General features: G+C 50.1%; 21 protein-coding genes. 9 read left to right on the top strand and 12 right to left on the bottom strand.

Annotation, left to right across the window (positions count from 1 at the left end; all coding sequences use genetic code 11):
- Positions 1-8 precede the first annotated feature (8 nt).
- The gene (gene xseA, locus WC5_RS00660; protein ID WP_000937958.1) at positions 9-1385 is read right to left on the bottom strand and encodes an exodeoxyribonuclease VII large subunit; all 1377 of its coding nucleotides are present in this window, start codon (positions 1383-1385) and stop codon (positions 9-11) included.
- Between the two features lie 161 nt (positions 1386-1546).
- Here xseA and guaB point away from each other — a divergent pair, with 161 nt between their 5' ends.
- Positions 1547-3013, top strand: a complete 1467-nt coding sequence (gene guaB, locus WC5_RS00665) for an IMP dehydrogenase (RefSeq protein ID WP_010349860.1) — start codon at positions 1547-1549, stop codon at positions 3011-3013.
- 68 nt (positions 3014-3081) lie between these two features.
- Entirely contained in the window at positions 3082-4659 is a 1578-nt protein-coding gene (gene guaA, locus WC5_RS00670; RefSeq protein WP_000138265.1) for a glutamine-hydrolyzing GMP synthase, read from the top strand.
- Positions 4660-4793: 134 nt separating this feature from the next.
- Here guaA and WC5_RS00675 read toward each other — a convergent pair whose 3' ends face one another.
- The 3 genes from WC5_RS00675 to WC5_RS00685 form a co-directional block, all read right to left on the bottom strand.
- A complete protein-coding gene (locus WC5_RS00675) occupies positions 4794-5333 on the bottom strand; it encodes a DUF5384 family protein (protein ID WP_000756784.1) in 540 nt (179 codons plus the stop codon).
- Between the two features lie 15 nt (positions 5334-5348).
- A complete protein-coding gene (locus tag WC5_RS00680; RefSeq protein ID WP_010344568.1) occupies positions 5349-5867 on the bottom strand; it encodes an outer membrane lipoprotein in 519 nt (172 codons plus the stop codon).
- Positions 5868-6176: 309 nt separating this feature from the next.
- Positions 6177-6368 (bottom strand): YfgG family protein, encoded by a 192-nt coding sequence (locus tag WC5_RS00685; protein ID WP_000075999.1) that lies wholly within the window; start codon positions 6366-6368, stop codon positions 6177-6179.
- 17 nt (positions 6369-6385) lie between these two features.
- Here WC5_RS00685 and WC5_RS25600 point away from each other — a divergent pair, with 17 nt between their 5' ends.
- Entirely contained in the window at positions 6386-6538 is a 153-nt protein-coding gene (locus WC5_RS25600; protein WP_000019882.1) for a hypothetical protein, read from the top strand.
- Positions 6539-6719: 181 nt separating this feature from the next.
- Positions 6720-8963, top strand: a complete 2244-nt coding sequence (locus WC5_RS00695) for a bifunctional diguanylate cyclase/phosphodiesterase (RefSeq protein ID WP_000772692.1) — start codon at positions 6720-6722, stop codon at positions 8961-8963.
- A gap of 44 nt (positions 8964-9007) precedes the next feature.
- Here WC5_RS00695 and ppx read toward each other — a convergent pair whose 3' ends face one another.
- The 4 genes from ppx to purM form a co-directional block, all read right to left on the bottom strand.
- Positions 9008-10549, bottom strand: a complete 1542-nt coding sequence (gene ppx, locus WC5_RS00700) for an exopolyphosphatase (RefSeq protein ID WP_001121372.1) — start codon at positions 10547-10549, stop codon at positions 9008-9010.
- A 4-nt stretch (positions 10550-10553) separates the two neighbouring features.
- Entirely contained in the window at positions 10554-12620 is a 2067-nt protein-coding gene (ppk1, locus tag WC5_RS00705; RefSeq protein ID WP_010344570.1) for a polyphosphate kinase 1, read from the bottom strand.
- 171 nt (positions 12621-12791) lie between these two features.
- Positions 12792-13430: a phosphoribosylglycinamide formyltransferase gene (purN, locus tag WC5_RS00710; RefSeq protein WP_001028604.1), complete on the bottom strand. Its 639-nt coding sequence runs from the start codon at positions 13428-13430 to the stop codon at positions 12792-12794.
- Positions 13430-14467: a phosphoribosylformylglycinamidine cyclo-ligase gene (gene purM, locus WC5_RS00715; RefSeq protein ID WP_010349865.1), complete on the bottom strand. Its 1038-nt coding sequence runs from the start codon at positions 14465-14467 to the stop codon at positions 13430-13432. Before purM ends, purN begins: the two co-directional genes overlap by 1 nt.
- A 325-nt stretch (positions 14468-14792) precedes the next feature.
- On the opposite strand from purM, the gene upp reads away from it, so the two are divergent.
- The 3 genes from upp to WC5_RS00730 all read left to right on the top strand — a co-directional run bounded on the left by upp (position 14793) and on the right by WC5_RS00730 (position 17590).
- Positions 14793-15419 carry a uracil phosphoribosyltransferase gene (gene upp / locus WC5_RS00720; protein WP_001295473.1) on the top strand — a complete coding sequence of 209 codons (627 nt, stop codon included), beginning with the start codon at positions 14793-14795 and terminating at the stop codon, positions 15417-15419.
- A gap of 85 nt (positions 15420-15504) precedes the next feature.
- Positions 15505-16794, top strand: a complete 1290-nt coding sequence (gene uraA, locus WC5_RS00725) for a uracil permease (protein WP_010349867.1) — start codon at positions 15505-15507, stop codon at positions 16792-16794.
- Positions 16795-16888: 94 nt separating this feature from the next.
- The gene (locus tag WC5_RS00730; protein WP_071599018.1) at positions 16889-17590 is read left to right on the top strand and encodes a DnaA inactivator Hda; all 702 of its coding nucleotides are present in this window, start codon (positions 16889-16891) and stop codon (positions 17588-17590) included.
- Between the two features lie 137 nt (positions 17591-17727).
- Here WC5_RS00730 and arsC read toward each other — a convergent pair whose 3' ends face one another.
- Both arsC and bepA read right to left on the bottom strand, forming a co-directional pair.
- The gene (gene arsC, locus WC5_RS00735) at positions 17728-18087 is read right to left on the bottom strand and encodes an arsenate reductase (glutaredoxin) (protein ID WP_000166460.1); all 360 of its coding nucleotides are present in this window, start codon (positions 18085-18087) and stop codon (positions 17728-17730) included.
- A 20-nt stretch (positions 18088-18107) separates the two neighbouring features.
- Positions 18108-19571 (bottom strand): beta-barrel assembly-enhancing protease, encoded by a 1464-nt coding sequence (bepA, locus tag WC5_RS00740; protein ID WP_000489665.1) that lies wholly within the window; start codon positions 19569-19571, stop codon positions 18108-18110.
- Between the two features lie 212 nt (positions 19572-19783).
- Between bepA and WC5_RS00745 the strand changes: the two genes are divergently transcribed.
- Positions 19784-20845, top strand: coding sequence for an AI-2E family transporter (locus WC5_RS00745; RefSeq protein ID WP_000892038.1), 1062 nt, complete (start codon positions 19784-19786; stop codon positions 20843-20845).
- A 75-nt stretch (positions 20846-20920) separates the two neighbouring features.
- Here the strand turns inward: WC5_RS00745 and bcp are convergent, their stop codons facing one another.
- Together bcp and WC5_RS00755 are read right to left on the bottom strand one after the other, a co-directional pair.
- On the bottom strand, positions 20921-21391 hold the full coding sequence (gene bcp, locus WC5_RS00750) for a thioredoxin-dependent thiol peroxidase (protein WP_001068678.1): 471 nt from the start codon (positions 21389-21391) through the stop codon (positions 20921-20923).
- Positions 21391-21963, bottom strand: coding sequence for a glycine cleavage system transcriptional repressor (locus WC5_RS00755; protein ID WP_000176182.1), 573 nt, complete (start codon positions 21961-21963; stop codon positions 21391-21393). The genes bcp and WC5_RS00755 overlap by 1 nt, the downstream gene beginning before the upstream one ends.
- Before the next feature lie 146 nt (positions 21964-22109).
- Between WC5_RS00755 and dapA the strand changes: the two genes are divergently transcribed.
- Positions 22110-22988 carry a 4-hydroxy-tetrahydrodipicolinate synthase gene (gene dapA, locus WC5_RS00760; RefSeq protein ID WP_010349870.1) on the top strand — a complete coding sequence of 293 codons (879 nt, stop codon included), beginning with the start codon at positions 22110-22112 and terminating at the stop codon, positions 22986-22988.
- Positions 22989-23001 lie beyond the last annotated feature (13 nt).

Below are 23001 nucleotides of genomic sequence, written 5' to 3'. Positions count from 1 at the left end.
TATCCGGCCTACGAGTTCACCGCTTTTTTGCGTGATTTGCGTGTTTTCGTCACGTCGCTCACCACGCTGACCACCACGCCATCATTCAAACGCGTGGTCAATGTATCACCGGGTTTTACCTGCTTAACTTGCTTCAGCACTGTCCCATCGGCGGCGCTGGTGACGCTATAGCCACGCGCCAGCGTGGACAGTGGACTCATGGCTTCCAGATGTGTCACTGCATTACCAAAGCGTTCACGCGTGGCACTAAGCTGTGCTCGCAGAGTTTCCGCCAGGCGATATTCCAGTTGTTGAATGCGAGTCTGCGCGCGATGAATGCGTGGTTGAGGATTTTGCTGATTCAGACGTTGTTCAAGTCGTTGCTGTTGCTGACCTGCCCGCTTCAACCGGTTTTCCAGCGCAAAGCTCATCCGCTTTTGCAGTCGCTCCAGCATGGTTTGCTGCCGCGCCAGACGTAACTGCGGATGTTGCTGCTGTAAACGGTGATGAATCTGCGTAAAGCGCCGGGTACGGTTGGCGAGATAATAATCCATCGCCATCTCCAGCCGCTGGCGGGCAGATTGCACCTGGCGCAGTAACTCCTGTTGATTGCGGCTCACGACTTCGGCGGCGGCAGAGGGCGTTGGTGCGCGCAGATCGGCAACAAAGTCGGCAATCGTCACATCGGTTTCATGACCGACGGCGCTGACAATCGGAATTCGGCTGGCAAAAATCGCCCTCGCCACACGCTCATCGTTAAAACTCCACAAATCTTCCAGCGAACCGCCGCCGCGACCGACGATCAATACGTCGCACTCGTTACGCAGGTTCGCCAGTTCAATCGCGCGAACGATTTGCCCTGGCGCATCATCGCCCTGTACGGCGGTAGGGTAAATAATCACCGGCAGTGAAGGATCTCGACGTTTTAACACATGCAAAATATCGTGCAGCGCCGCGCCGGTTTTGGATGTAATCACACCGACACAGTGCGCGGGGGAGGGGAGCGGTTTTTTTAGTTGCTGATCGAACAAACCTTCTGCCTGCAACTTCGCTTTTAGTTGTTCGTATTTCTGTTGCAACAAGCCTTCACCGGCTGGCTGCATACTCTCGACGATAATCTGATAATCACCGCGCGGCTCATACAGCGTAATGTTGGCGCGAACCAGAACCTGTTGCCCGTGCTGTGGGCGAAAGGTAACCCGGCGGTTGCTGTTGCGGAACATCGCGCAGCGAACCTGGGCGGTATCGTCTTTGAGCGTAAAGTACCAGTGACCGGAGGCCGGTTGTGTGAAGTTCGAGATTTCACCGCTGATCCACACTTGTCCCATCTCCTGCTCAAGCAGCAGACGAACCGTTTGATTCAGGCGGCTAACGGTAAAAATTGCAGGGGATTGAGACGGTAACATGTGAGCGAGATCAAATTCTAAATCAGCAGGTTATTCAATCGATAGTAACCCGCCTTCTGGGGATAGCAAGCATTTTTTGCAAAAAGGGGTAGATGCAATCGGTTACGCTCTGTATAATGCCACGGCAATATTTATTAACCACTCTGGTCGAGATATTGCCCATGCTACGTATCGCTAAAGAAGCTCTCACATTTGACGACGTTCTCCTCGTTCCTGCTCACTCTACCGTTCTGCCGAATACTGCTGACCTCAGCACCCAGCTGACGAAAACTATTCGTCTGAATATCCCTATGCTCTCCGCAGCAATGGATACCGTAACGGAAGCGCGCCTGGCTATTGCTCTGGCTCAGGAAGGCGGTATCGGCTTTATCCACAAAAACATGTCTATTGAACGCCAGGCTGAAGAAGTTCGCCGTGTGAAAAAACACGAATCTGGCGTGGTGACTGACCCACAGACAGTTCTGCCAACCACGACGCTGCGCGAAGTGAAAGAACTGACTGAACGTAATGGCTTTGCGGGCTACCCGGTCGTTACCGAAGAAAACGAACTGGTCGGCATCATCACCGGTCGTGACGTGCGTTTTGTGACCGACCTGAACCAGCCAGTTAGCGTTTACATGACGCCGAAAGAGCGTCTGGTGACTGTGCGTGAAGGCGAAGCCCGCGAAGTTGTGCTGGCAAAAATGCACGAAAAACGCGTTGAGAAGGCGCTGGTGGTTGATGACGAATTCCACCTGATCGGCATGATCACCGTGAAAGACTTCCAGAAAGCGGAACGTAAACCGAACGCGTGTAAAGACGAACAAGGTCGTCTGCGTGTTGGTGCAGCGGTTGGCGCGGGTGCTGGAAACGAAGAGCGTATTGATGCACTGGTTGCCGCAGGCGTTGACGTTCTGCTGATCGACTCCTCTCACGGTCACTCTGAAGGCGTTCTGCAGCGTATCCGTGAAACTCGCGCTAAATATCCGGATCTGCAAATCATCGGCGGTAACGTAGCAACAGCTGCTGGTGCCCGCGCGCTGGCAGAAGCAGGTTGCAGCGCGGTTAAAGTCGGTATCGGCCCTGGCTCTATTTGTACGACTCGTATCGTTACTGGTGTGGGGGTTCCGCAGATCACCGCCGTTGCTGACGCAGTAGAAGCCCTGGAAGGCACCGGTATTCCGGTTATCGCTGACGGTGGTATTCGCTTCTCCGGCGATATTGCGAAAGCTATCGCTGCTGGTGCAAGCGCGGTGATGGTAGGTTCCATGCTGGCAGGTACTGAAGAATCTCCGGGTGAAATCGAACTCTACCAGGGGCGTTCTTACAAATCTTACCGTGGGATGGGCTCTCTGGGCGCAATGTCCAAAGGTTCTTCTGACCGTTACTTCCAGAGCGACAACGCCGCTGACAAACTGGTGCCGGAAGGTATCGAAGGTCGCGTAGCGTACAAAGGCCGCCTGAAAGAGATCATCCACCAGCAGATGGGCGGCCTGCGCTCCTGTATGGGCCTGACCGGCTGTGGTACTATCGACGAACTGCGTACTAAAGCGGAGTTTGTACGTATCAGCGGTGCGGGCATTCAGGAAAGCCACGTTCACGACGTGACCATTACTAAAGAGTCCCCGAACTACCGTCTGGGCTCCTGATTCTCTTCGCCCGACTTCATGTCGGGCGATTTATATTATCTGTTTCACTTGCCTCGGAATAAGCGTCAATGACGGAAAACATTCATAAGCATCGCATCCTCATTCTGGACTTCGGTTCTCAGTACACTCAACTGGTTGCGCGCCGCGTGCGTGAACTGGGTGTTTACTGCGAACTGTGGGCGTGGGATGTGACAGAAGCACAAATTCGTGACTTCAATCCAAGCGGCATTATTCTTTCCGGCGGCCCGGAAAGTACCACCGAAGAAAACAGCCCGCGTGCGCCGCAGTATGTCTTTGAAGCAGGCGTACCGGTATTCGGCGTTTGCTATGGTATGCAGACCATGGCGATGCAGTTGGGTGGTCACGTTGAAGCCTCTAACGAACGTGAATTTGGTTATGCGCAGGTTGAAGTACAAACTGATAGCGCGCTGATTCATGGTATCGAAGATGCATTAAGCGCAGATGGCAAACCGCTGCTTGACGTGTGGATGAGCCACGGTGATAAGGTAACTGCAATTCCTCAAGATTTCGTTACCGTAGCCAGCACCGAAAGCTGCCCGTTTGCCATTATGGCTAACGAAGAAAAACGCTTCTACGGTGTGCAGTTCCACCCGGAAGTGACTCACACCCGTCAGGGTATGCGTATGCTGGAGCGTTTTGTGCGTGATATCTGCCAGTGTGAAGCCCTGTGGACTCCGGCGAAAATTATCGACGACGCGGTAGCCCGCATCCGCGAACAGGTGGGCGACGATAAAGTGATCCTTGGCCTCTCTGGCGGCGTGGACTCTTCCGTAACCGCAATGCTTCTGCACCGTGCAATTGGTAAAAACCTGACCTGCGTATTTGTCGACAACGGCCTGCTGCGTCTCAACGAAGCAGAGCAGGTTCTGGATATGTTTGGCGATCGCTTCGGCCTGAACATTGTTCACGTTCCGGCAGAAGACCGCTTCCTGTCAGCACTGGCTGGCGAAAACGATCCGGAAGCAAAACGTAAAATCATCGGTCGCGTCTTCGTTGAAGTATTCGATGAAGAAGCACTGAAACTGGAAGATGTGAAGTGGCTGGCGCAGGGAACTATCTATCCTGACGTTATTGAATCTGCCGCGTCTGCGACTGGTAAAGCGCACGTTATCAAATCTCACCACAACGTGGGTGGCCTGCCGAAAGAGATGAAAATGGGCCTGGTTGAACCGCTGAAAGAGCTGTTCAAAGACGAAGTGCGTAAGATTGGTCTGGAGCTGGGTCTGCCGTACGACATGTTGTACCGTCACCCGTTCCCGGGACCAGGCCTTGGCGTTCGTGTTCTGGGTGAAGTGAAGAAAGAGTACTGTGACCTGCTGCGCCGTGCTGACGCCATCTTCATTGAAGAACTGCGTAAAGCGGACCTGTACGACAAAGTCAGCCAGGCGTTCACCGTCTTCCTGCCAGTACGTTCCGTTGGCGTAATGGGCGATGGTCGTAAGTATGACTGGGTTGTTTCTCTGCGTGCTGTCGAAACCATCGACTTTATGACCGCACACTGGGCGCACCTGCCGTACGATTTCCTCGGCCGCGTTTCCAATCGAATTATCAATGAAGTGAACGGCATTTCCCGCGTGGTGTATGACATCAGCGGCAAGCCGCCAGCGACTATTGAGTGGGAATGATTTGATACCCGCACTATGAATGAACAAAACCCTCTGTTGCTACAGAGGGTTTTTTTACATCGCTGACTAAAGTCAAGCAATATAAAAAAGCCCATAATCCTCACAAATCATAGGCTTGAAGTTACTGACATCAATTAATTAAACCAACTGTCCGATTTATTCTCTTCTGCTTTACCCACACTCTTCATCAAATCGCGGCCGCCTTCAGTCATATTCCTGTTAGCGTCAGCTTCAGATTGCACAACATCGGTTTGCGCGGCTTTGTGCTTCAGTTCCTGATCGATAAATTCGTTCTCACGCTTAACGCGGGCTTCTTCTTTTGCCAGCGCCAGTTTTTGCTTCTGAATCTCTAAGCTGCGTAGCTCATCTTCATAACTTTGATCGCGCTTTTTATCCGCAGTGGCCTCGGCGTCCCGTTTATCCTGGCGAGCTTTTTTATCCGCTGCTGCTGCTGCCGCTCTTTTATTTGCTGCAGCCTGCGCATTTGCACGCCGTTGCTTCTCTTGCTGGATTTCCCTGTTGCGCTCCGCTACCCATTCGTCATGCTGCCTTTGCTCTTCATTTTTACCTTGTTGTTCCGCTTCTGCGACAGCAGAGAGTTGATCCTGTAATGAAGAGGCGAAAGTTGAACTACTTAAGGCGGCTAAGATGGCGCAAAGTAAAACCTTCTTCATGAATCCTCCTGATTATTAGCTTTTTTCAGGACATTTTGTATTTGGCTGAATACGCGTTTCGTTATACGTAGTGGTAATAACAACGGCTAAACCCGTCGTGAACTGGCATTCTTTACCCACCTGGGTGGAGGTGTACACTTTGGTGCCTTCTTTGTATGTTAAAGAAACACCTTCCACTAATGTTTTATCATTCACCATAGAACCAGCCGCCGCACCTACGGCTCCGCCGCCAACTGCACCTGCCGTCGTTCCAGAGTTACTGCCGGAGCCGACGTTATGGCCGATAACGCCGCCAGCGACGGCCCCAATAAGTGCGCCGAAGGCTTGTGCGTTCCGTTTATTTTGTGAGTTGTCTACGGCAACTTTGGCGGGAAGAATGGAAATAATATTAACGGTTTTGGTTTCTTGTTTTGTATTCAGTTGATCGGTTTGATAAACATCGGCGGCATGATCGTCAGCATTTGACTGGCATCCTGCCAGGGTGAATGACGCTAAAATTGCCACAGGTAGAAGACATTTTTTAAATTTCATCACTATTCCTTGTTATACACATTACGAAAAATAAGATATTTAAGATCATCAAAAGAGGAAAGTAAATGTATTGTGTATAAACTAATAGATTAAATTTATTAAAATTCACGCGGAAAATAAATTATTAAAGAAATATAATTTAAATATATGTATTAATTTAGAGCATATTACTTCTTAGGCAGGATCTACGTCAGTCAGGACAATGGGTGAAATTTAAGGTGAAAGAATGCCTGCCGCTTTGTTAACTACAAAGAGCAAAAACATCGGGCAGCAATGCGCCGTCTTGCTAAGTTAAAATGGAGAAGGTAACCGCTAACGTTGTACCGGGGATTCGATAGAGAGTGTGGATTGCTGCGCTTCTTTTTTGCTCTGATGATGCTGCCAGGCACCAACAGACGAGTAGATAAAGCGACCAAAGAAGAAGATAAAGCTGATGAGTAGTACGATACGGGTCATGCGACTGTTAAATCGGTGTCGTTTTCGCATACTGGTTGCCTGACTCACAAAAGGTTCCTTGAAGTATGTCCCACTCTGTGGACGGTACTTACATTAAGGCACACCTGGGCAAAATGGTCAATTCTTCATTATGTAAAAAAGCGTCAGTGGATACATATTCCAATGTTATGGAAGTTAATTTAATTATTTACAATAATGATGTAATAATGATGGCTTAACATGATAAACGTAATAATTCATTAATCAGGGTTGTTTTGTTTGATATATATCAATTGGAACTTTCATATGACACTTAGAATCGATACTCTCTATAGTGATGAATAATCATCCGTCGAATTCAGGTGGGATGCCTGTCTGAATACACCCCTTTCAGGATGTGGGGAATTCTGTTGAGCATCTATGAAACTGAATGCAACTTATATAAAAATACGTGATAAATGGTGGGGGATTCCGCTGATCCTGCCTTCTTTAATCTTGCCCGTTTTCGCACAAATAAATACTTTTGCGCATATTTCCTCCGGTGAAGTTTTTCTCTTTTATCTGCCCCTGGCTCTGATGATCAGCATGATGATGTTTTTTAACTGGGCAGCATTACCGGGTATAGCATTAGGCATTTTTGTTCGTAAGTATGCGGAGCTTGGCCTGTATGAAACGCTTTCGTTAACGACTAATTTTATTATCATTGTCATTATTTGTTGGGGGGGGTACAGGGTTTTTTCTCCCCGGCGTAACAACGTTGCACATGGGGATACCCGCTTAATTTCCCAGCGAATTTTCTGGCAGATTGTTTTTCCGGCAACGTTGTTCCTGGTACTTTTCCAGTTTGCTGCGTTTGTTGGGTTACTGGCAAGCAGAGACAATCTGGTAGGGGTTATGCCCTTTAACCTCGGGACATTAATCAATTACCAGGCTTTGCTGGTAGGTAATCTTATCGGCGTCCCACTGTGCTACTTCATCATTCGGGTGGTGCGGAATCCGTTTTATTTACGTAGCTATTATTCGCAATTAAAACAGCAGGTTGACAAAAAGGTTACCAAAAAAGAATTTGCGATCTGGTTGCTTGCATTGGGTGCGTTGTTGTTGTTGCTATGTATGCCGTTAAATGAAAAAAGCACAATTTTTAGCACCAACTATACGTTATCGTTATTGCTACCGCTGATGATGTGGGGAGCAATGCGCTATGGCTATAAGTTTATATCGCTGCTCTGGGCGGTAGTGCTGATGATCAGCATTCACAGCTATCAGAACTACATTCCCCTTTATCCTGGATATACCACGCAACTGACCATAACTTCCTCCAGTTATCTGGTATTTTCTTTTATTGTCAATTATATGGCTGTTCTGGCAACCCGTCAGCGAGCGGTGGTCAGACGCATTCAGCGGCTTGCATATGTGGATCCGGTTGTTCATCTGCCAAATATTCGCGCCCTGAACCGTGCATTGCGTGATGCACCATGGTCCGCGCTATGTTATTTACGCATCCCTGGCATGGAAATGCTGGTAAAGAACTATGGCATCATGCTACGCATTCAATATAAACAAAAACTTTCACACTGGCTGACACCGTTGCTGGAACCGGGCGAAGCTGTTTATCAGCTTTCCGGTAACGACCTTGCGTTGCGACTGAATACAGAATCATACCAGGAGCGCATTACCACGCTGGATAATCATCTGAAGCAGTTTCGTTTCTTTTGGGATGGAATGCCGTTACAGCCTCAGATTGGTGTCAGTTATTGCTATGTCCGCTCACCGGTTAATCATATATATCTGCTGCTGGGGGAGCTAAATACGGTTGCCGAACTTTCTATCGTGACCAATACCCCGGAAAATATGCAGCGTCGCGGGGCAATGTATTTACAACGTGAATTGAAAGACAAGGTGGCGATGATGAATCGGCTACAACAGGCGCTCGAGCATAACGATTTTTGCCTGATGGCCCAGCCGATTACAGGAGTGCGCGGTGATGTTTATCATGAAATTCTGCTGCGCATGAAAGGAGAGAATGGCGAACTCATCAATCCTGACAATTTCTTACCGGTCGCGCATGAATTTGGCTTATCGTCCAGCATCGACATGTGGGTTATCGAGCATACACTGCAATTTATGGCAGAAAATAGAGAAAAAATGCCTGCTCGCCGATTTGCTATTAACCTGTCGCCCACTTCCGTTTGTCAGGCGAGTTTCCCTTTAGATGTCAGTAAATTTTTGAATAAATATCAAATAGAAGCGTGGCAGCTTATCTTTGAGGTAACCGAGAGTAATACCCTGACCAATGTTAAGCAGGCACAGAATACGCTGCAGCATCTTCAGGAGTTAGGATGCCAAATTGCAATTGATGATTTCGGCACCGGCTACGTCAGTTATGCGCGGCTAAAAAATGTGAATGCCAATTTATTAAAAATTGATGGCAGCTTCATACGCAATATTGTCTCGAATAGTCTGGATTACCAGATAGTGGCATCAATTTGTCATCTGGCGCGAATGAAGAAAATGCAAGTGGTTGCGGAATATGTTGAAAATGAAGAGATTCGCCAGGCGGTTCACTCTTTGGGTATTGATTACCTGCAAGGCTTTTTGATTGGTGAACCGCAGCCGTTAGTGGCGATGTTGGGTGAAAGAGAACCGGTCCGGGAAAGCGCGTAATTTATTTGGGCCAACATAACATGTTGGCCCGTTTTCATTTCATATTAAGCCGCAATTTCAGGCGTGTTTTCTTCTTCAATTTTTAACCGCCAGCCAGCCACGCCTTCCCAGTATTCTTGTTCCTTTTCCAGATCAAGCAATACCAGCGCGTTCTGGCTAAACCAGTCATGCGGAAAACGCAAGGTCCAGTGGCTGTCATCGGTAATCAGCGTTAATGTTGGCGGCGTGGTAGTCGCCTGACGTTGATTGTTGAGCAATACGCCAAGGCGCAATAGCTGAATCAGTGGCAGGAACTGTTTCTTCTTAAACAAGGTAAAGCGCGGCAGATCGTCGAGCTTAATCGCTTTACGGTGATAGCGTACCAGTGTCGCCATCATCAGCTGCTGCTCCTGATTAAATCCCGGTAAGTCGCTGTTTTGTAAAATATATGCAGAATGTCGATGCAGACCACTATGGTTGATATTCAACCCGACTTCATGCAGCATAGCGGCCCATCGCAGCAATGCTTCGAGCTGTGGATGCGCCAGTTTCGGTTGCTGTTCCCGCCACTGTTCGTACATCTGCATGGTGGTATCCAGCACCCGTCGGGCCTGTTCACTGTCGATGTGATACTGGTTAGCCAGACTACTGGCGGTGCGGCTACGCACATCCTGATGGCGGAAACGTCCTTCCATTTCATACAGCACGCCTTCGCGTAACGCCCCGTCAGAAAGTCGCAGTTCACGGATGGCTAAGGCATCAAACACACCGCATAAAATCGCCAGTCCAGGAACGAAGACAGTTTTCCTCTCTTCGGAAAGACCCGGTAAACTCAGCGATGCGAAATTACGGTGCCGTAAAACTTCTTTTACCAGTTTTTCCAGACGTTCCGGGGTAATTATCCCGTCTTTCTCGCCCATTTCCATCAACACTTCATGAGCAGCTTTAATGGTGCCGGAAGCGCCCATTGCCACATTCCAGCCCTGGATACGGAATTGCCAGGTTAAGGTTTCCAGTTTTTGCGCTGCCGCCATGCGTGCGCGCTGAAAATTCTCTTTATTGATGATGCCGCCCTGGAAATAAAGCTGGGCAAAGCTGACGCAACCCATCCTGCGACTTTCCACGAGAATCGGTTCGAAATTTTCACCAATCACCAGTTCTGTTGAGCCGCCACCAATATCAATAACCAGTTTGCGGCCCTTTTCCGGCTGGGTATGCTCCACGCCCATAAAAATCAGACGCGCTTCTTCGTTGCCGGAAATAATTTCAATCGGGTAGGGAATAACCTTTTCTGCTCGCTTCAGAAAGTCAGTGGCATTCAGCGCCTGACGTAGCGTATGGGTTCCGACAATACAGACGCTGGAAGGAGAAAACCCCTGCAGGCGTTCGGCAAACAGCGACAGGCAGTTTAAGCCACGCGTCATCGCTTCTTCACTCAACATATTATCTGGCCCCAGACCATCTGCCAGATGCACCCGTTGTTTCAGGCGGCCAATAATCTGCATTGCGCCATCCACCACACGGGCAATGACCATGTGGAAACTGTTTGAACCAAGATCGACCGCAGCGAACTCCTGCGGACGAGGGGATTTGTCGTGTATTGGCATAGGGTTATTCAGATTGTTCGAGTGATTTGATGTAGTCGTAGATCGCCAATTGCGCCCGTACTTTGCGGCGGTTACCACGGGGGACGTAGCGATTACTGAGTTCTTTATCGATATAACGCGCTTTGACTGTATCGCTGAACAGAATTTCGATGATGTCCAGCACCCGTTGCTTCAGTCGGGGATCGAGCAGCGGTGTAGCCACTTCAATACGATAATCAATATTGCGTGTCATCCAGTCGGCGGAAGAAAGGTAAACTTTTTTATCGCCGCCGTTTTCAAAAATATAAACCCGATCATGTTCAAGGTAACGATCGACAATACTAATAGCACGAATATTGTCGCTAATACCTTCCAGATTGGGGATCAGCGAACACATCCCGCGTACCAGGAGATTCACCGGCACGCCGGAACTGGAGGCCGCATACAGACGATCGACCAGACCTTTATCGACCAGGTTATTCAGTTTCAGGGTAATACCGCAAGGCAGCCCTTGTTGAGCGTTGGCTATCTCACGGTCAACCATTTCATACAGCAAACGACGGGAGTTTTGCGGCGACACCATTAAATAATCGAAAGTTACCGGACGGTATGGATTTTCAATAAAGTTGAACACCCGGCGTACTTCGTTGGTGATGCGCGCATCGGCGGTCAGCAGCGAGTAGTCGGTATAAAGACGCGCGGTTTTTTCATTAAAGTTCCCGGTTCCGATATGCGCGTAACGCACAACCTCACCGTTTTCTTTACGTGAAATCAGGAACAATTTGGCGTGAATTTTCAGCCCCGGCGCAGAGAAAATCACGTGTACGCCCGCTTCAGTCAGCCGTTTTGCCCAGTGAATGTTGGCTTCTTCGTCGAAACGCGCCTGTAACTCAACCACCACGGTGACTTTCTTACCGTTGTGAGCGGCGTGGATCATCGAGTCGATGATGCGCGAATCTTTCGCTACGCGGTAAATATTAATTTTAATCGCCAGTACGCTTGGGTCGAACGAGGCCTGGCGTAGCAGTTCCAGCACATGTTCAAAAGTGTGATAAGGATAATAGAGCAGCACATCGTGTTCGCGAATGGCATCAAAACCGTTACGGAACTGGGCTTTATCAAACCAAATGTGGCGTAAACGCGGTAGTGGTTTATTCACCAGATTGGCTTTGCCGACATTGGGGAAATTAATAAAGTCTTTAAAATTATGATAACGGCCACCGGGTACGATGGAGTCGTAGCGGGAAATAGTCAGTTTTTCGCGCAACACCTCAACCAGCGCACTGGGCATATCGCGCTGATAAACAAAACGCACTGGCTCTGCGGTTAAACGCTGCTTCAGACTGGAAGACATCAGCTCCATCAGGCTGGCTTCCATCTCGTGCACTAAATCGTATTCGGCATCGCGGGTCATCTTCATTGAATAGGCATTCAGCGCGTCATAATCAAAGAAGCCTTTGAAAATATCATCAAGGCAGTAACGCAGAATGTTATCCAGAAGAATCATGGGTTTGCGTCGGCGCGGTGCTTCCGGCGGCAAATTAACAAAGCGCGGCACTTTATCTGAGGGGATCTCCAGCAGCGCATAACGGATGGTATCGCCACGGATTATTTCCACCGCCAGATAAGTGTAATCATCTTTCAGAAATTGCACTAAGTCAGTGTCAGGGTTGATTAAAATCGGCGTAATGTGCTGACGCAGATACTGCTTAAAATAATGACGCAGCCAGTTTTGTTGATTGACGGAGAGCTGGCGTTCATTAATCAGGAAAATCTGGTTGCGCGCCATCTCCAGCAACAGTTCGTTGTAGAGGCCGTCGAATTCCTGATCGGCTTTCAGCACGCGGGACTGAATTTTACCCAGCAAATGACGGGAATGAGAATTGGAACCTTGTTCTTCGCTAATAATGATGCGTCGCTTCAGTTCAGCGAAGCGGACTTTATAGAACTCATCAAGGTTATTGGAATAGATCCCCAGGAAACGCATCCTTTCAATCAGCGGGTTAGATTTGTCCGCCGCTTCCTGAAGCACGCGTTCATTGAACGATAACCAACTGAGCTCTTTTTCGATGTATAGCTTTTCCTGACCCATTACCACTTTTACTCCGTTTTATTCACGGGACACTGCCTGGATATTATGGCGAGCAATATTGGCAGATGTCCAACTATGCCAGAAAAGGGAGAAAAAAACTGCTGGAGCCTGCGATTTACAGGTGAATCGAAAAACGCCAACGGCAGGGCTGGCGCTTTAACTACGAGGGAATTACTCGTCGGCAGCGTAGCCCTGCGGCGGCAGACGCTGACCATCCAGCCACGCGGCGTTTTCGTGCATCTTCAGACGACCATCGGCAAACCAGCTAATCACTAGCGGATAAATGGCGTGCTCCTGGGTTTGTACGCGGGCGGTGATGTCATCTTCCGTATCACCGGCAAATACCGGGACTTTCGCCTGTAAAATAACCGGACCACCGTCCAGTTCATCGGTGACGAAATGCACCGATGTACCGTGTTCCTCATCGCCATTTTCCAGCGCCTGTCGATGGGTGTGCAAACCGGGATATTTTGGCAGCAGGGAAGGGTGAATGTTCAGCAAACGCCCGGCATAATGGGAGACAAACGCCGGGCTGAGAATGCGCATAAAACCGGCCAGTACAACCACGTCGGGAGCGTACATATCAATCTCATGAATCAACTCCCGGTCATAGGCTTCACGACTGTCAAACGCGCTGGCGATGAGCGTATGCGTTGCAATACCGGCTTTGCGGGCGCGTTCAAGGCCGAACGCGTCGGCCTTATTACTGAAAACTGCCCGTAGGGTGCCTTTGATTTTGTTGGTTTTGCAGGCGTCTATAATTGCCTGCAAATTACTTCCGTTACCGGAAATAAGCACCACAATATTCATTATTCGATAACCACGCGTTGTTCGGAATCAGAGGCTTTGATGATACCGATTTTCCACGCGTTTTCACCGTTGGCATTAAGCAGAGTGAGAGCTTTGTCCACTTCCGGAGCAGGCAGGGCGATAATCATCCCGACGCCGCAGTTGAAGGTGCGATACATTTCATGGCGCTCGACATTACCTGCCCTTTGCAGCCAGTTGAACACTTCCGGCCACTGCCAGGAGGATTCATCAATCACTGCCTGGGTGTTTTCCGGCAATACGCGCGGAATGTTTTCCCAGAAGCCGCCGCCGGTCAGGTGCGCAATAGCGTGCACGTCGACCTTTTCGATCAACTCCAGTACTGACTTCACGTAAATACGGGTCGGTGCCAACAGATGATCGGCTAATGGTTTGCCGTCGAGTTCGGTGGTTTGTGGATCACAACCGCTGACTTCGAGAATTTTGCGCACCAGCGAATAGCCGTTCGAGTGCGGGCCGCTGGAGCCGAGCGCAATCAGCACATCACCGTCGCTAACTTTAGAACCATCGATGATTTCTGATTTTTCTACCACGCCAACGCAGAAACCAGCAACGTCATAATCTTCACCGTGATACATCCCCGGCATTTCTGCCGTTTCGCCCCCCACCAGCGAACAGCCCGATTGCAGACAACCTTCGGCGATGCCGCTGATCACTGATGCAGCAGTATCAACATCCAGCTTTCCGGTTGCGTAATAGTCGAGGAAAAACAGCGGTTCAGCGCCTTGCACCACCAGATCATTAACGCACATGGCGACCAGATCGATACCAATGGTGTCGTGACGTTTTAAGTCCATCGCCAGACGCAGTTTAGTGCCCACGCCGTCAGTGCCGGAAACCAGCACGGGTTCGCGATATTTTTGCGGCAACGCACACAGCGCACCGAAGCCGCCCAGACCGCCCATCACTTCCGGGCGACGCGTTTTCTTCACTACGCCTTTGATTCTTCCAACCAGAGCATTACCCGCGTCAATATCAACACCGGCATCTTTGTAGCTAAGAGAGGTTTTATCGGTCACTGCTTGGGTCCCCACGCGTTACTTGCGGTAGAAAAATAAAAATTCGGCGCAATTCTAACAGGGAAAGCAAACGTTTGCGAGACTGCTTTACACAACCTTTTTTAACCTCTTTTTACCGAGAGAGTGACAAAAAAAGGTGTACATAGAGGGGATGAATGATTTTTTGCCAGGATAATTACCGTTATTAACTGTTTGATTATGAAATAACTTTATCTAAAATTTTTATGGTTTTGACTAAAATCAACGAAAATAATATTGCCGCCTTAAAGAAAGGAGGTATAATCCGTCGATTTTTTTTGTGGCTGCCCCTCAAAGGAGAAAGAGTATGAAGATCGTGGAAGTCAAACACCCACTCGTCAAACACAAGCTGGGACTGATGCGTGAGCAAGATATCAGCACCAAGCGCTTTCGCGAACTCGCTTCCGAAGTGGGTAGCCTGCTGACTTACGAAGCGACCGCTGACCTCGAAACTGAAAAAGTAACCATCGAGGGCTGGAATGGCCCGGTGGAAATCGACCAGATTAAAGGTAAGAAAATTACCGTGGTGCCAATTCTGCGCGCCGGTCTGGGGATGATGGACGGCGTGCTGGAAAACGTTCCGAGCGCGCGCATCAGCGTAGTCGGTATGTACCGTAATGAAGAAACGCTGGAACCAGTACCGTACTTCCAGAAACTGGTTTCTAACATTGATGAGCGTATGGCGCTGATCGTTGACCCAATGCTGGCAACTGGTGGTTCCGTTATCGCGACCATCGACCTGCTGAAAAAAGCGGGCTGCAGCAGCATTAAAGTGCTGGTGCTGGTGGCTGCGCCAGAAGGTATCGCTGCGCTGGAAAAAGCGCACCCGGACGTCGAGCTGTATACCGCATCAATTGACCAGGGATTGAACGAGCACGGATACATTATTCCGGGGCTTGGCGATGCCGGTGACAAAATCTTTGGTACAAAATAAAGAATAAAAATAATTAAAGCCGACTTTAAGAGTCGGCTTTTTTTTGAGTAAAGCGCCTATAACACATAATACAGAGGAATATACTATGACGCGCCGTGCTATCGGGGTGAGTGAAAGACCGCCACTTTTACAGACAATCCCGCTTAGTTTGCAACATTTGTTCGCCATGTTTGGTGCAACCGTCCTGGTGCCCGTCTTATTTCATATTAACCCGGCGACCGTACTGTTATTTAACGGTATCGGGACGCTGCTGTATCTCTTCATCTGTAAAGGTAAAATCCCGGCTTATCTCGGCTCCAGCTTTGCCTTTATTTCACCGGTATTGTTACTGTTGCCGTTGGGTTATGAAGTCGCATTGGGCGGCTTTATTATGTGTGGCGTGCTGTTCTGTCTGGTTTCTTTCATCGTGAAGAAAGCGGGAACCGGCTGGCTGGACGTGCTGTTTCCACCTGCGGCAATGGGCGCAATCGTTGCCGTCATCGGTCTGGAGCTGGCGGGCGTAGCTGCTGGTATGGCCGGTTTACTCCCGGCTGAAGGGCAAACGCCAGATTCCAAAACCATCATCATTTCTATTACCACGCTGGCGGTCACGGTTTTAGGTTCCGTGCTGTTCCGTGGTTTCCTGGCCATTATCCCGATTTTAATTGGCGTGCTGGTGGGGTATGCGCTCTCTTTCGCAATGGGAATTGTCGATACCACGCCGATTATTAATGCTCACTGGTTTGCTCTGCCAACTCTCTATACGCCGCGCTTCGAGTGGTTCGCCATTCTGACTATTCTGCCAGCGGCGTTAGTGGTTATTGCCGAACATGTAGGGCACCTGGTAGTAACGGCTAACATTGTCAAAAAAGATCTGCTGCGCGATCCGGGTCTGCACCGTTCGATGTTTGCTAACGGCCTGTCGACCGTGCTCTCCGGCTTCTTTGGTTCCACGCCAAACACCACCTACGGGGAAAACATTGGCGTTATGGCGATCACTCGCGTTTACAGTACCTGGGTTATCGGCGGCGCGGCGATTTTCGCTATCCTGCTTTCCTGTGTTGGTAAACTGGCTGCCGCTATCCAGATGATCCCACTGCCAGTAATGGGCGGTGTTTCGCTGCTGCTTTACGGTGTCATCGGTGCTTCCGGTATTCGTGTATTGATTGAATCGAAAGTGGATTACAACAAAGCACAGAACCTGATCCTGACTTCCGTGATTTTGATCATCGGCGTCAGTGGCGCGAAGGTAAACATCGGCGCGGCGGAGCTGAAAGGCATGGCGCTGGCGACTATCGTCGGTATTGGCTTAAGCCTGATCTTCAAACTGATTAGCGTGCTGCGCCCTGAAGAAGTGGTGCTGGACGCAGAAGACGCGGATATAACAGATAAATAATGTACTGACCGGGCAGTGCTGCTGCCCGGTTCAAACATCATGGGATTCTGTGGTAAACTTCTCGCGATTTTGTGAAATCCTGGTTGAGGTATCTCTGAACACACCGGCACAGCTCTCTTTGCCACTTTATCTTCCTGACGACGAAACCTTTGCAAGTTTCTGGCCGGGGGATAACTCCTCTCTACTGGCCGCGCTGCAAAACGTGCTGCGTCAGGAACATAGCGGTTACATCTATCTCTGGGCACGCGAAGGCGCGGGGCGCAGCCATCTGCTGCATGCGGCTTGCGCGGAATTGTCGCAGCGTGGCGATGCGGTGGGCTATGTCCCGCTGGATAAACGCACCTGGTTTGTCCCGGAAGTGCTCGACGGTATGGAGCATTTGTCGCTGGTTTGCATCGACAACATTGAGTGTATTGCCGGCGATGAGTTGTGGGAGATGGCGATTTTCGATCTCTACAATCGGATTCTGGAGTCGGGTAAAACACGGTTGTTGATCACTGGCGATCGTCCACCGCGTCAGTTGAATCTGGGATTACCGGATCTCGCGTCGCGTCTTGACTGGGGGCAGATCTACAAATTGCAGCCACTTTCTGATGAAGATAAGTTGCAGGCGCTACAGTTACGCGCGCGTTTGCGTGGTTTTGAACTGCCGGAAGATGTGGGACGCTTCTTGCTGAAGCGGCTCGACAGAGAGATGCGCACGCTATTTATGACACTGGATCAGCTGGATCATGCGTCGATTACCGCACAGCGTAAGCTGACCATTCCGTTTGTGAAAGAGATTCTGAAGCTGTAGGCAGGGTGTTTATTGTCGGATGCGGCGCGAACGCCTTATCCGAACTATGCGAAGCGCATCCAATGCAATCACAGGCCGGACAAGACGCGGCAAGCGTCGCATCCGGCAATGTGCCTTAACTAGCGACGGGGCACATCTTAACCCACGATTTCCAGCACTTGTTCCGGTGGACGTCCAATGCGCGCTTTGCCATTGGCGACCACAATCGGGCGCTCCATCAGCTTCGGATTATCCACCATCGCCTGAATCAGAGCCTCTTCGCTAAGCGAACTGTCAGCCAGGTTCAGCTCTTTATAAAGCTCCTCTTTCTGGCGCATCAATTCACGGGCGCTATTCATCCCCAGCATTTTCAGCAAATCGCGCAGCGTTGCCGCATCGGCGGGTGTCTCAAGGTAGAGCACCACTTCTGGCTCCACGCCGTTTTCTTTCAGCAGGTTCAGCGTTTCACGGCTCTTTGAACAGCGTGGGTTATGGTAGATTTTTACCTGTTTGGTCATTGTTCTTCCTTTAATGCAAATTACATCTTGGTATAAGGCTTAAAGCGTTCCTGCAACTGGCGCAACTGGTCGATGCGCGCATCGTAACGCGCTTGTTGCAGGCTGCCTAATTTCACCTGCGAACTGGCGCTACTCAACAAGGAAATGGCCTGATCGAGTCGCCCTGCGAGTGCATAACCTTCTGCTCGCGCTGCCAATTCCTGATCGCGGTTATTTAGCGCGGCTTCTGCCTGTGCCAGCAAATCCCAGCCATTGCTGTCATCTTTATTATTAAAAGTGTAGCGATTCAGAATATTAGCCGCTTCCTGTGGCTGCCCACCTTGCAGATAAGCGTTTGCCAGGTTGAGCTGCAACACCGGATTGGTGCGTAAATCACGGGCATTTTTCAGGCGATTGATCGCATCATTGGCTTTGTTTTGCCCAAGGTCGATATCGGTAGCCAGATCGAGATACCACGCGTTGCCGGGTTCTGCCGCCAGTAACGGTTGCAGCGTTTTCCGTGCCTCGTCGTATTTATTGGCTTCCATCGCCTGTAAAGCACGACCATATTGCGCCGCCCGTTGCTGACGAACGTTACCTTTCGCCCATTCATCCAGCAAATCACTGGTGAGCTGGTTACGTCCGGAATTGTACATCCCCAGTGTGCGCGCTTTTGCCAGATAGAAATCTTCCGACGACTGCACCACCATCGGGCGCATCTGATTAGCACGGTTGCGGGCATCTGCCAGGCGGCTCTCCGGTAACGGGTGAGTCAGCAAAATTTCCGGCGGACGCGAAGAGTAGCGCGCCTGATCGAGCAGTTTTTCGAGGAAGGTCGGCATCGCCTGCGGATCGAACCCCGAGCGTTGCAGCACCTGAATACCAATACGGTCTGCTTCCTGTTCATTTTGCTGGGTGAAGCTGATCATCCCCTGGCGCGTTCCCGCCAGCGTACCGGTCAGCGCCGCCATCCCCGCCTGCGGGCTGGCCATTGCCAGTAAAATAGAACCTAACGCCCCGACCCAGGTAAGCGGCGCGCTGCGTTGCTGATCTTCCATCGCTCGCGCCAGGTGACGTTGGGTGACGTGGGAGATTTCGTGCGCCATGACCGAAGCCAGTTGACTTTCGTTATCGGAATAACGGAACAAGGCAGAGTGCAGCACCACGTTGCCGCCAAAGAAAGCAAAGGCGTTGATTTCGTCGTTATTGATCAGAAAGAAATGGAACGGCGTCTTAACGGAGTTTGCATGTGAAACCAGGCGCATCCCCAGCGAATTAATATATTGCGTTAATAGCGGGTCATTAATTAACGGCGCGCTGCCGCGTAGCTGGCGAACATAATAGTCGCCCATCTGCATTTCCTGACCAATGGAAAGCGTGCTTCCTGCGGAGGTTCCCATATCCGGCAAAGTGTCTGCGCTATCGGCAAACGCCGGGGCTACCTGACCGATGGTCATAGCAGCAATGAGGGTTGCAACCAGGTTTTTTTTCAACTGCCTGAACATAACCTCTGTCCTGTATTTCTGGAGATAGTCATTTGACCGATACTGTGAAATATCGTTCCCACCGCGCCGCCTTTGAGTGTAACGGCGAAGATTAGCCCACTCAAATGGCTTTTCAGTTTCCTGAATCCGTCATAAAAAGCGAAGTCTTTTTTGTGACATTTCGATACAATTGCGGATCGCAATCCCGCTCTTGAGGTTCAGGGAAGGTCTTTATGCTCGAAATGTTGATGCAATGGTATCGCCGCCGTTTTAGCGACCCGGAAGCGATTGCCTTGCTGGTTATTTTAGTTGCCGGATTTGGCATTATCTTTTTCTTTAGTGGCCTGCTCGCACCGTTGCTGGTGGCTATTGTGCTGGCCTATTTGCTGGAATGGCCAACCGTGCGCCTGCAATCTATTGGCTGTTCCCGCCGTTGGGCGACGTCGATTGTATTGGTGGTTTTCGTGGGTATTTTGCTGCTGATGGCGTTCGTGGTACTGCCTATCGCCTGGCAGCAGGGCATCTATTTAATCCGCGATATGCCGGGGATGCTCAATAAACTGTCTGATTTTGCCGCCACGTTGCCGCGCCGTTATCCGGCGTTAATGGATGCGGGCATTATTGATGCGATGGCCGACAATATGCGCAGTCGGATGCTCACCATGGGCGATTCGGTGGTGAAAATCTCTCTCGCCTCGCTGGTGGGCCTGCTGACCATTGCCGTCTATCTGGTGCTGGTGCCGCTGATGGTCTTTTTCCTTCTGAAAGATAAAGAGCAAATGTTGAATGCTGTCCGTCGGGTGCTTCCGCGTAACCGTGGGCTGGCAGGCCAGGTCTGGAAGGAGATGAATCAGCAAATCACCAACTACATCCGTGGCAAGGTGCTGGAGATGATTGTGGTGGGGATCGCCACCTGGCTGGGGTTCTTGCTTTTCGGACTGAACTATTCGCTGCTGCTGGCGGTGCTGGTCGGCTTCTCAGTGCTTATTCCGTACATTGGCGCATTTGTGGTGACTATTCCGGTGGTCGGCGTGGCACTATTCCAGTTTGGTGCTGGCACTGAATTCTGGAGCTGTTTCGCGGTATATCTGATTATCCAGGCGCTGGATGGCAACCTGTTAGTACCGGTGTTGTTCTCCGAAGCGGTTAACCTGCATCCGCTGGTGATTATTTTATCGGTGGTGATCTTCGGTGGGTTGTGGGGATTCTGGGGCGTGTTCTTTGCCATTCCTCTGGCTACGCTAATTAAAGCGGTAATCCATGCCTGGCCCGATGGCCAAATCGCGCAAGATTAACCTTCATTCCGCTACATCGCCGGATGTGAGGTGTGCTGGCCGCAAGCGCAGCCAGCACGGAATGGAGCAAAGTAATCAGGCGTGTTCTTTCAGCCAGTTAATCACTACGTCGTGGTGATTGCTGGTTTTGAAATCGTCAAATACATGTTCGATTTTGCCGTCAGCATCGATCAAGAAGCTGATGCGGTGAATACCATCGTAAGTTTTGCCCATGAAGGACTTCTCTCCCCAGACGCCGAATTGTTCGCACACCTGGTGGTCCTCATCAGACAGAAGTGTAAAGTTGAGCAGCTCTTTTTCCGCAAAACGGAAGAGTTTTTCGGGTTTATCGGTGCTAATACCCAGTACATCAACACCGGCTTTTTTCAACTCATCCATGTTATCGCGTAAGCCACAAGCTTGTACGGTACAGCCGGGGGTCATGGCTTTCGGGTAGAAATAAACCAGAACACGCTGTCCCTGGAAGTCGGTCAAATTAACTTGTTCTCCGTCTTGATCCGGCAAGCTAAATTTCGGTGCGATGTCACCGGCTTTCAGTGGATTCATTACTTAACTCCATCCTGTTCATCATGTTGGGAATAATTGACGACGCTAATACTGCCTTGCGCATTGAGTTCTGTACATAGTGCTTTGAAGGCTTGTTCAATATTTGCTGAGTCCGCAGACGCCGGGCTGTGGGCGGTTATCTGAATATGTAGTTGCGCAGCTCGTTCATTTTCAGCAGGTTGCGTGCGAGATACTAGCTCCGCAATGTTCATATGGTGCGCGTCAAAAAGTGCGGTAAAGCGTTCAATTAAATGCGGTGAATCTGCCACATCGATCTGAACCCAGACAGATGCGGGCATCGGCGGACGCGGACGAGCCGTCGTGCGCTTCATCACGATTAAAAGATCCAGTTCGGCACCTTTCAACGGTAACGTTGATTCGATCAAGGTGATTGCGTTCCATGAACCGGAAAGCAGCATGATAAAGGTGAACTCTTCTCCCAGCATCGCCAGGCGACTGTCTTCAATATTACAGCCGCAACTACTGACATGACGGGTGATAGTGTTCACAATTCCTGGGCGATCGGCACCCAGCGCAGTGATCACCAGATAATGTTGCGATGACAGTGTCAAACCGGTTATTCCTTCAAGGGGGAGAGTAGCTCTTAAGGAAAGCATAAAAAAAACATGCATACAACAATCAGAACGGTTCTGTCTGCTTGCTTTTAATGCCATACCAAACGTACCATTGAGACACTTGTTTGCACAGAGGATGGCCCATGTTCACGGGAAGTATTGTCGCGATTGTTACTCCGATGGATGAAAAAGGTAATGTCTGTCGGGCTAGCTTAAAAAAACTGATTGATTATCATGTCGCCAGCGGTACTTCGGCGATTGTTTCTGTTGGCACCACTGGTGAGTCCGCTACCCTGAATCATGACGAACATGTTGATGTGGTGATGATGACCCTGGAGCTGGCTGATGGGCGTATTCCGGTAATTGCCGGAACTGGCGCTAACGCTACTGCGGAAGCCATTAGCCTGACACAGCGTTTCAATGACAGTGGCATTGTTGGCTGCCTGACGGTGACCCCTTATTACAACCGCCCGTCGCAGGAAGGTCTGTATCAGCATTTCAAAGCCATCGCTGAACATACTGACCTGCCGCAAATCCTGTATAATGTGCCGTCCCGTACTGGCTGCGATCTGCTACCAGAAACGGTGGGCCGTCTGGCGAAAGTAAAAAATATTATCGGAATCAAAGAGGCAACAGGGAACTTAACGCGTGTTAACCAGATCAAAGAGCTGGTTTCAGACGATTTTGTTCTGCTGAGCGGCGATGATGCGAGCACGCTGGACTTCATGCAGTTAGGTGGTCATGGCGTTATTTCCGTTACGGCTAACGTCGCAGCGCGTGATATGGCTCAGATGTGCAAACTGGCGGCAGAAGGGCATTTTGCCGAGGCACGCGTTATTAACCAGCGTCTGATGCCATTACACAACAAACTATTTGTCGAACCCAATCCAATCCCGGTGAAATGGGCATGTAAGGAACTGGGTCTTGTGGCGACCGATACGCTGCGCCTGCCAATGACTCCAATCACCGACAGTGGTCGTGAGACGGTCAGAGCGGCGCTTAAGTATGCCGGTTTGCTGTAAAGTTTAGGGAGAT

This window comes from Escherichia sp. KTE114 (assembly GCF_000407765.1).
GTDB lineage: Bacteria > Pseudomonadota > Gammaproteobacteria > Enterobacterales > Enterobacteriaceae > Escherichia > Escherichia ruysiae.
The sequence above is the reverse complement of the archived record's forward strand: the minus strand, read 5'-3'. Positions and strand labels throughout refer to the sequence as shown.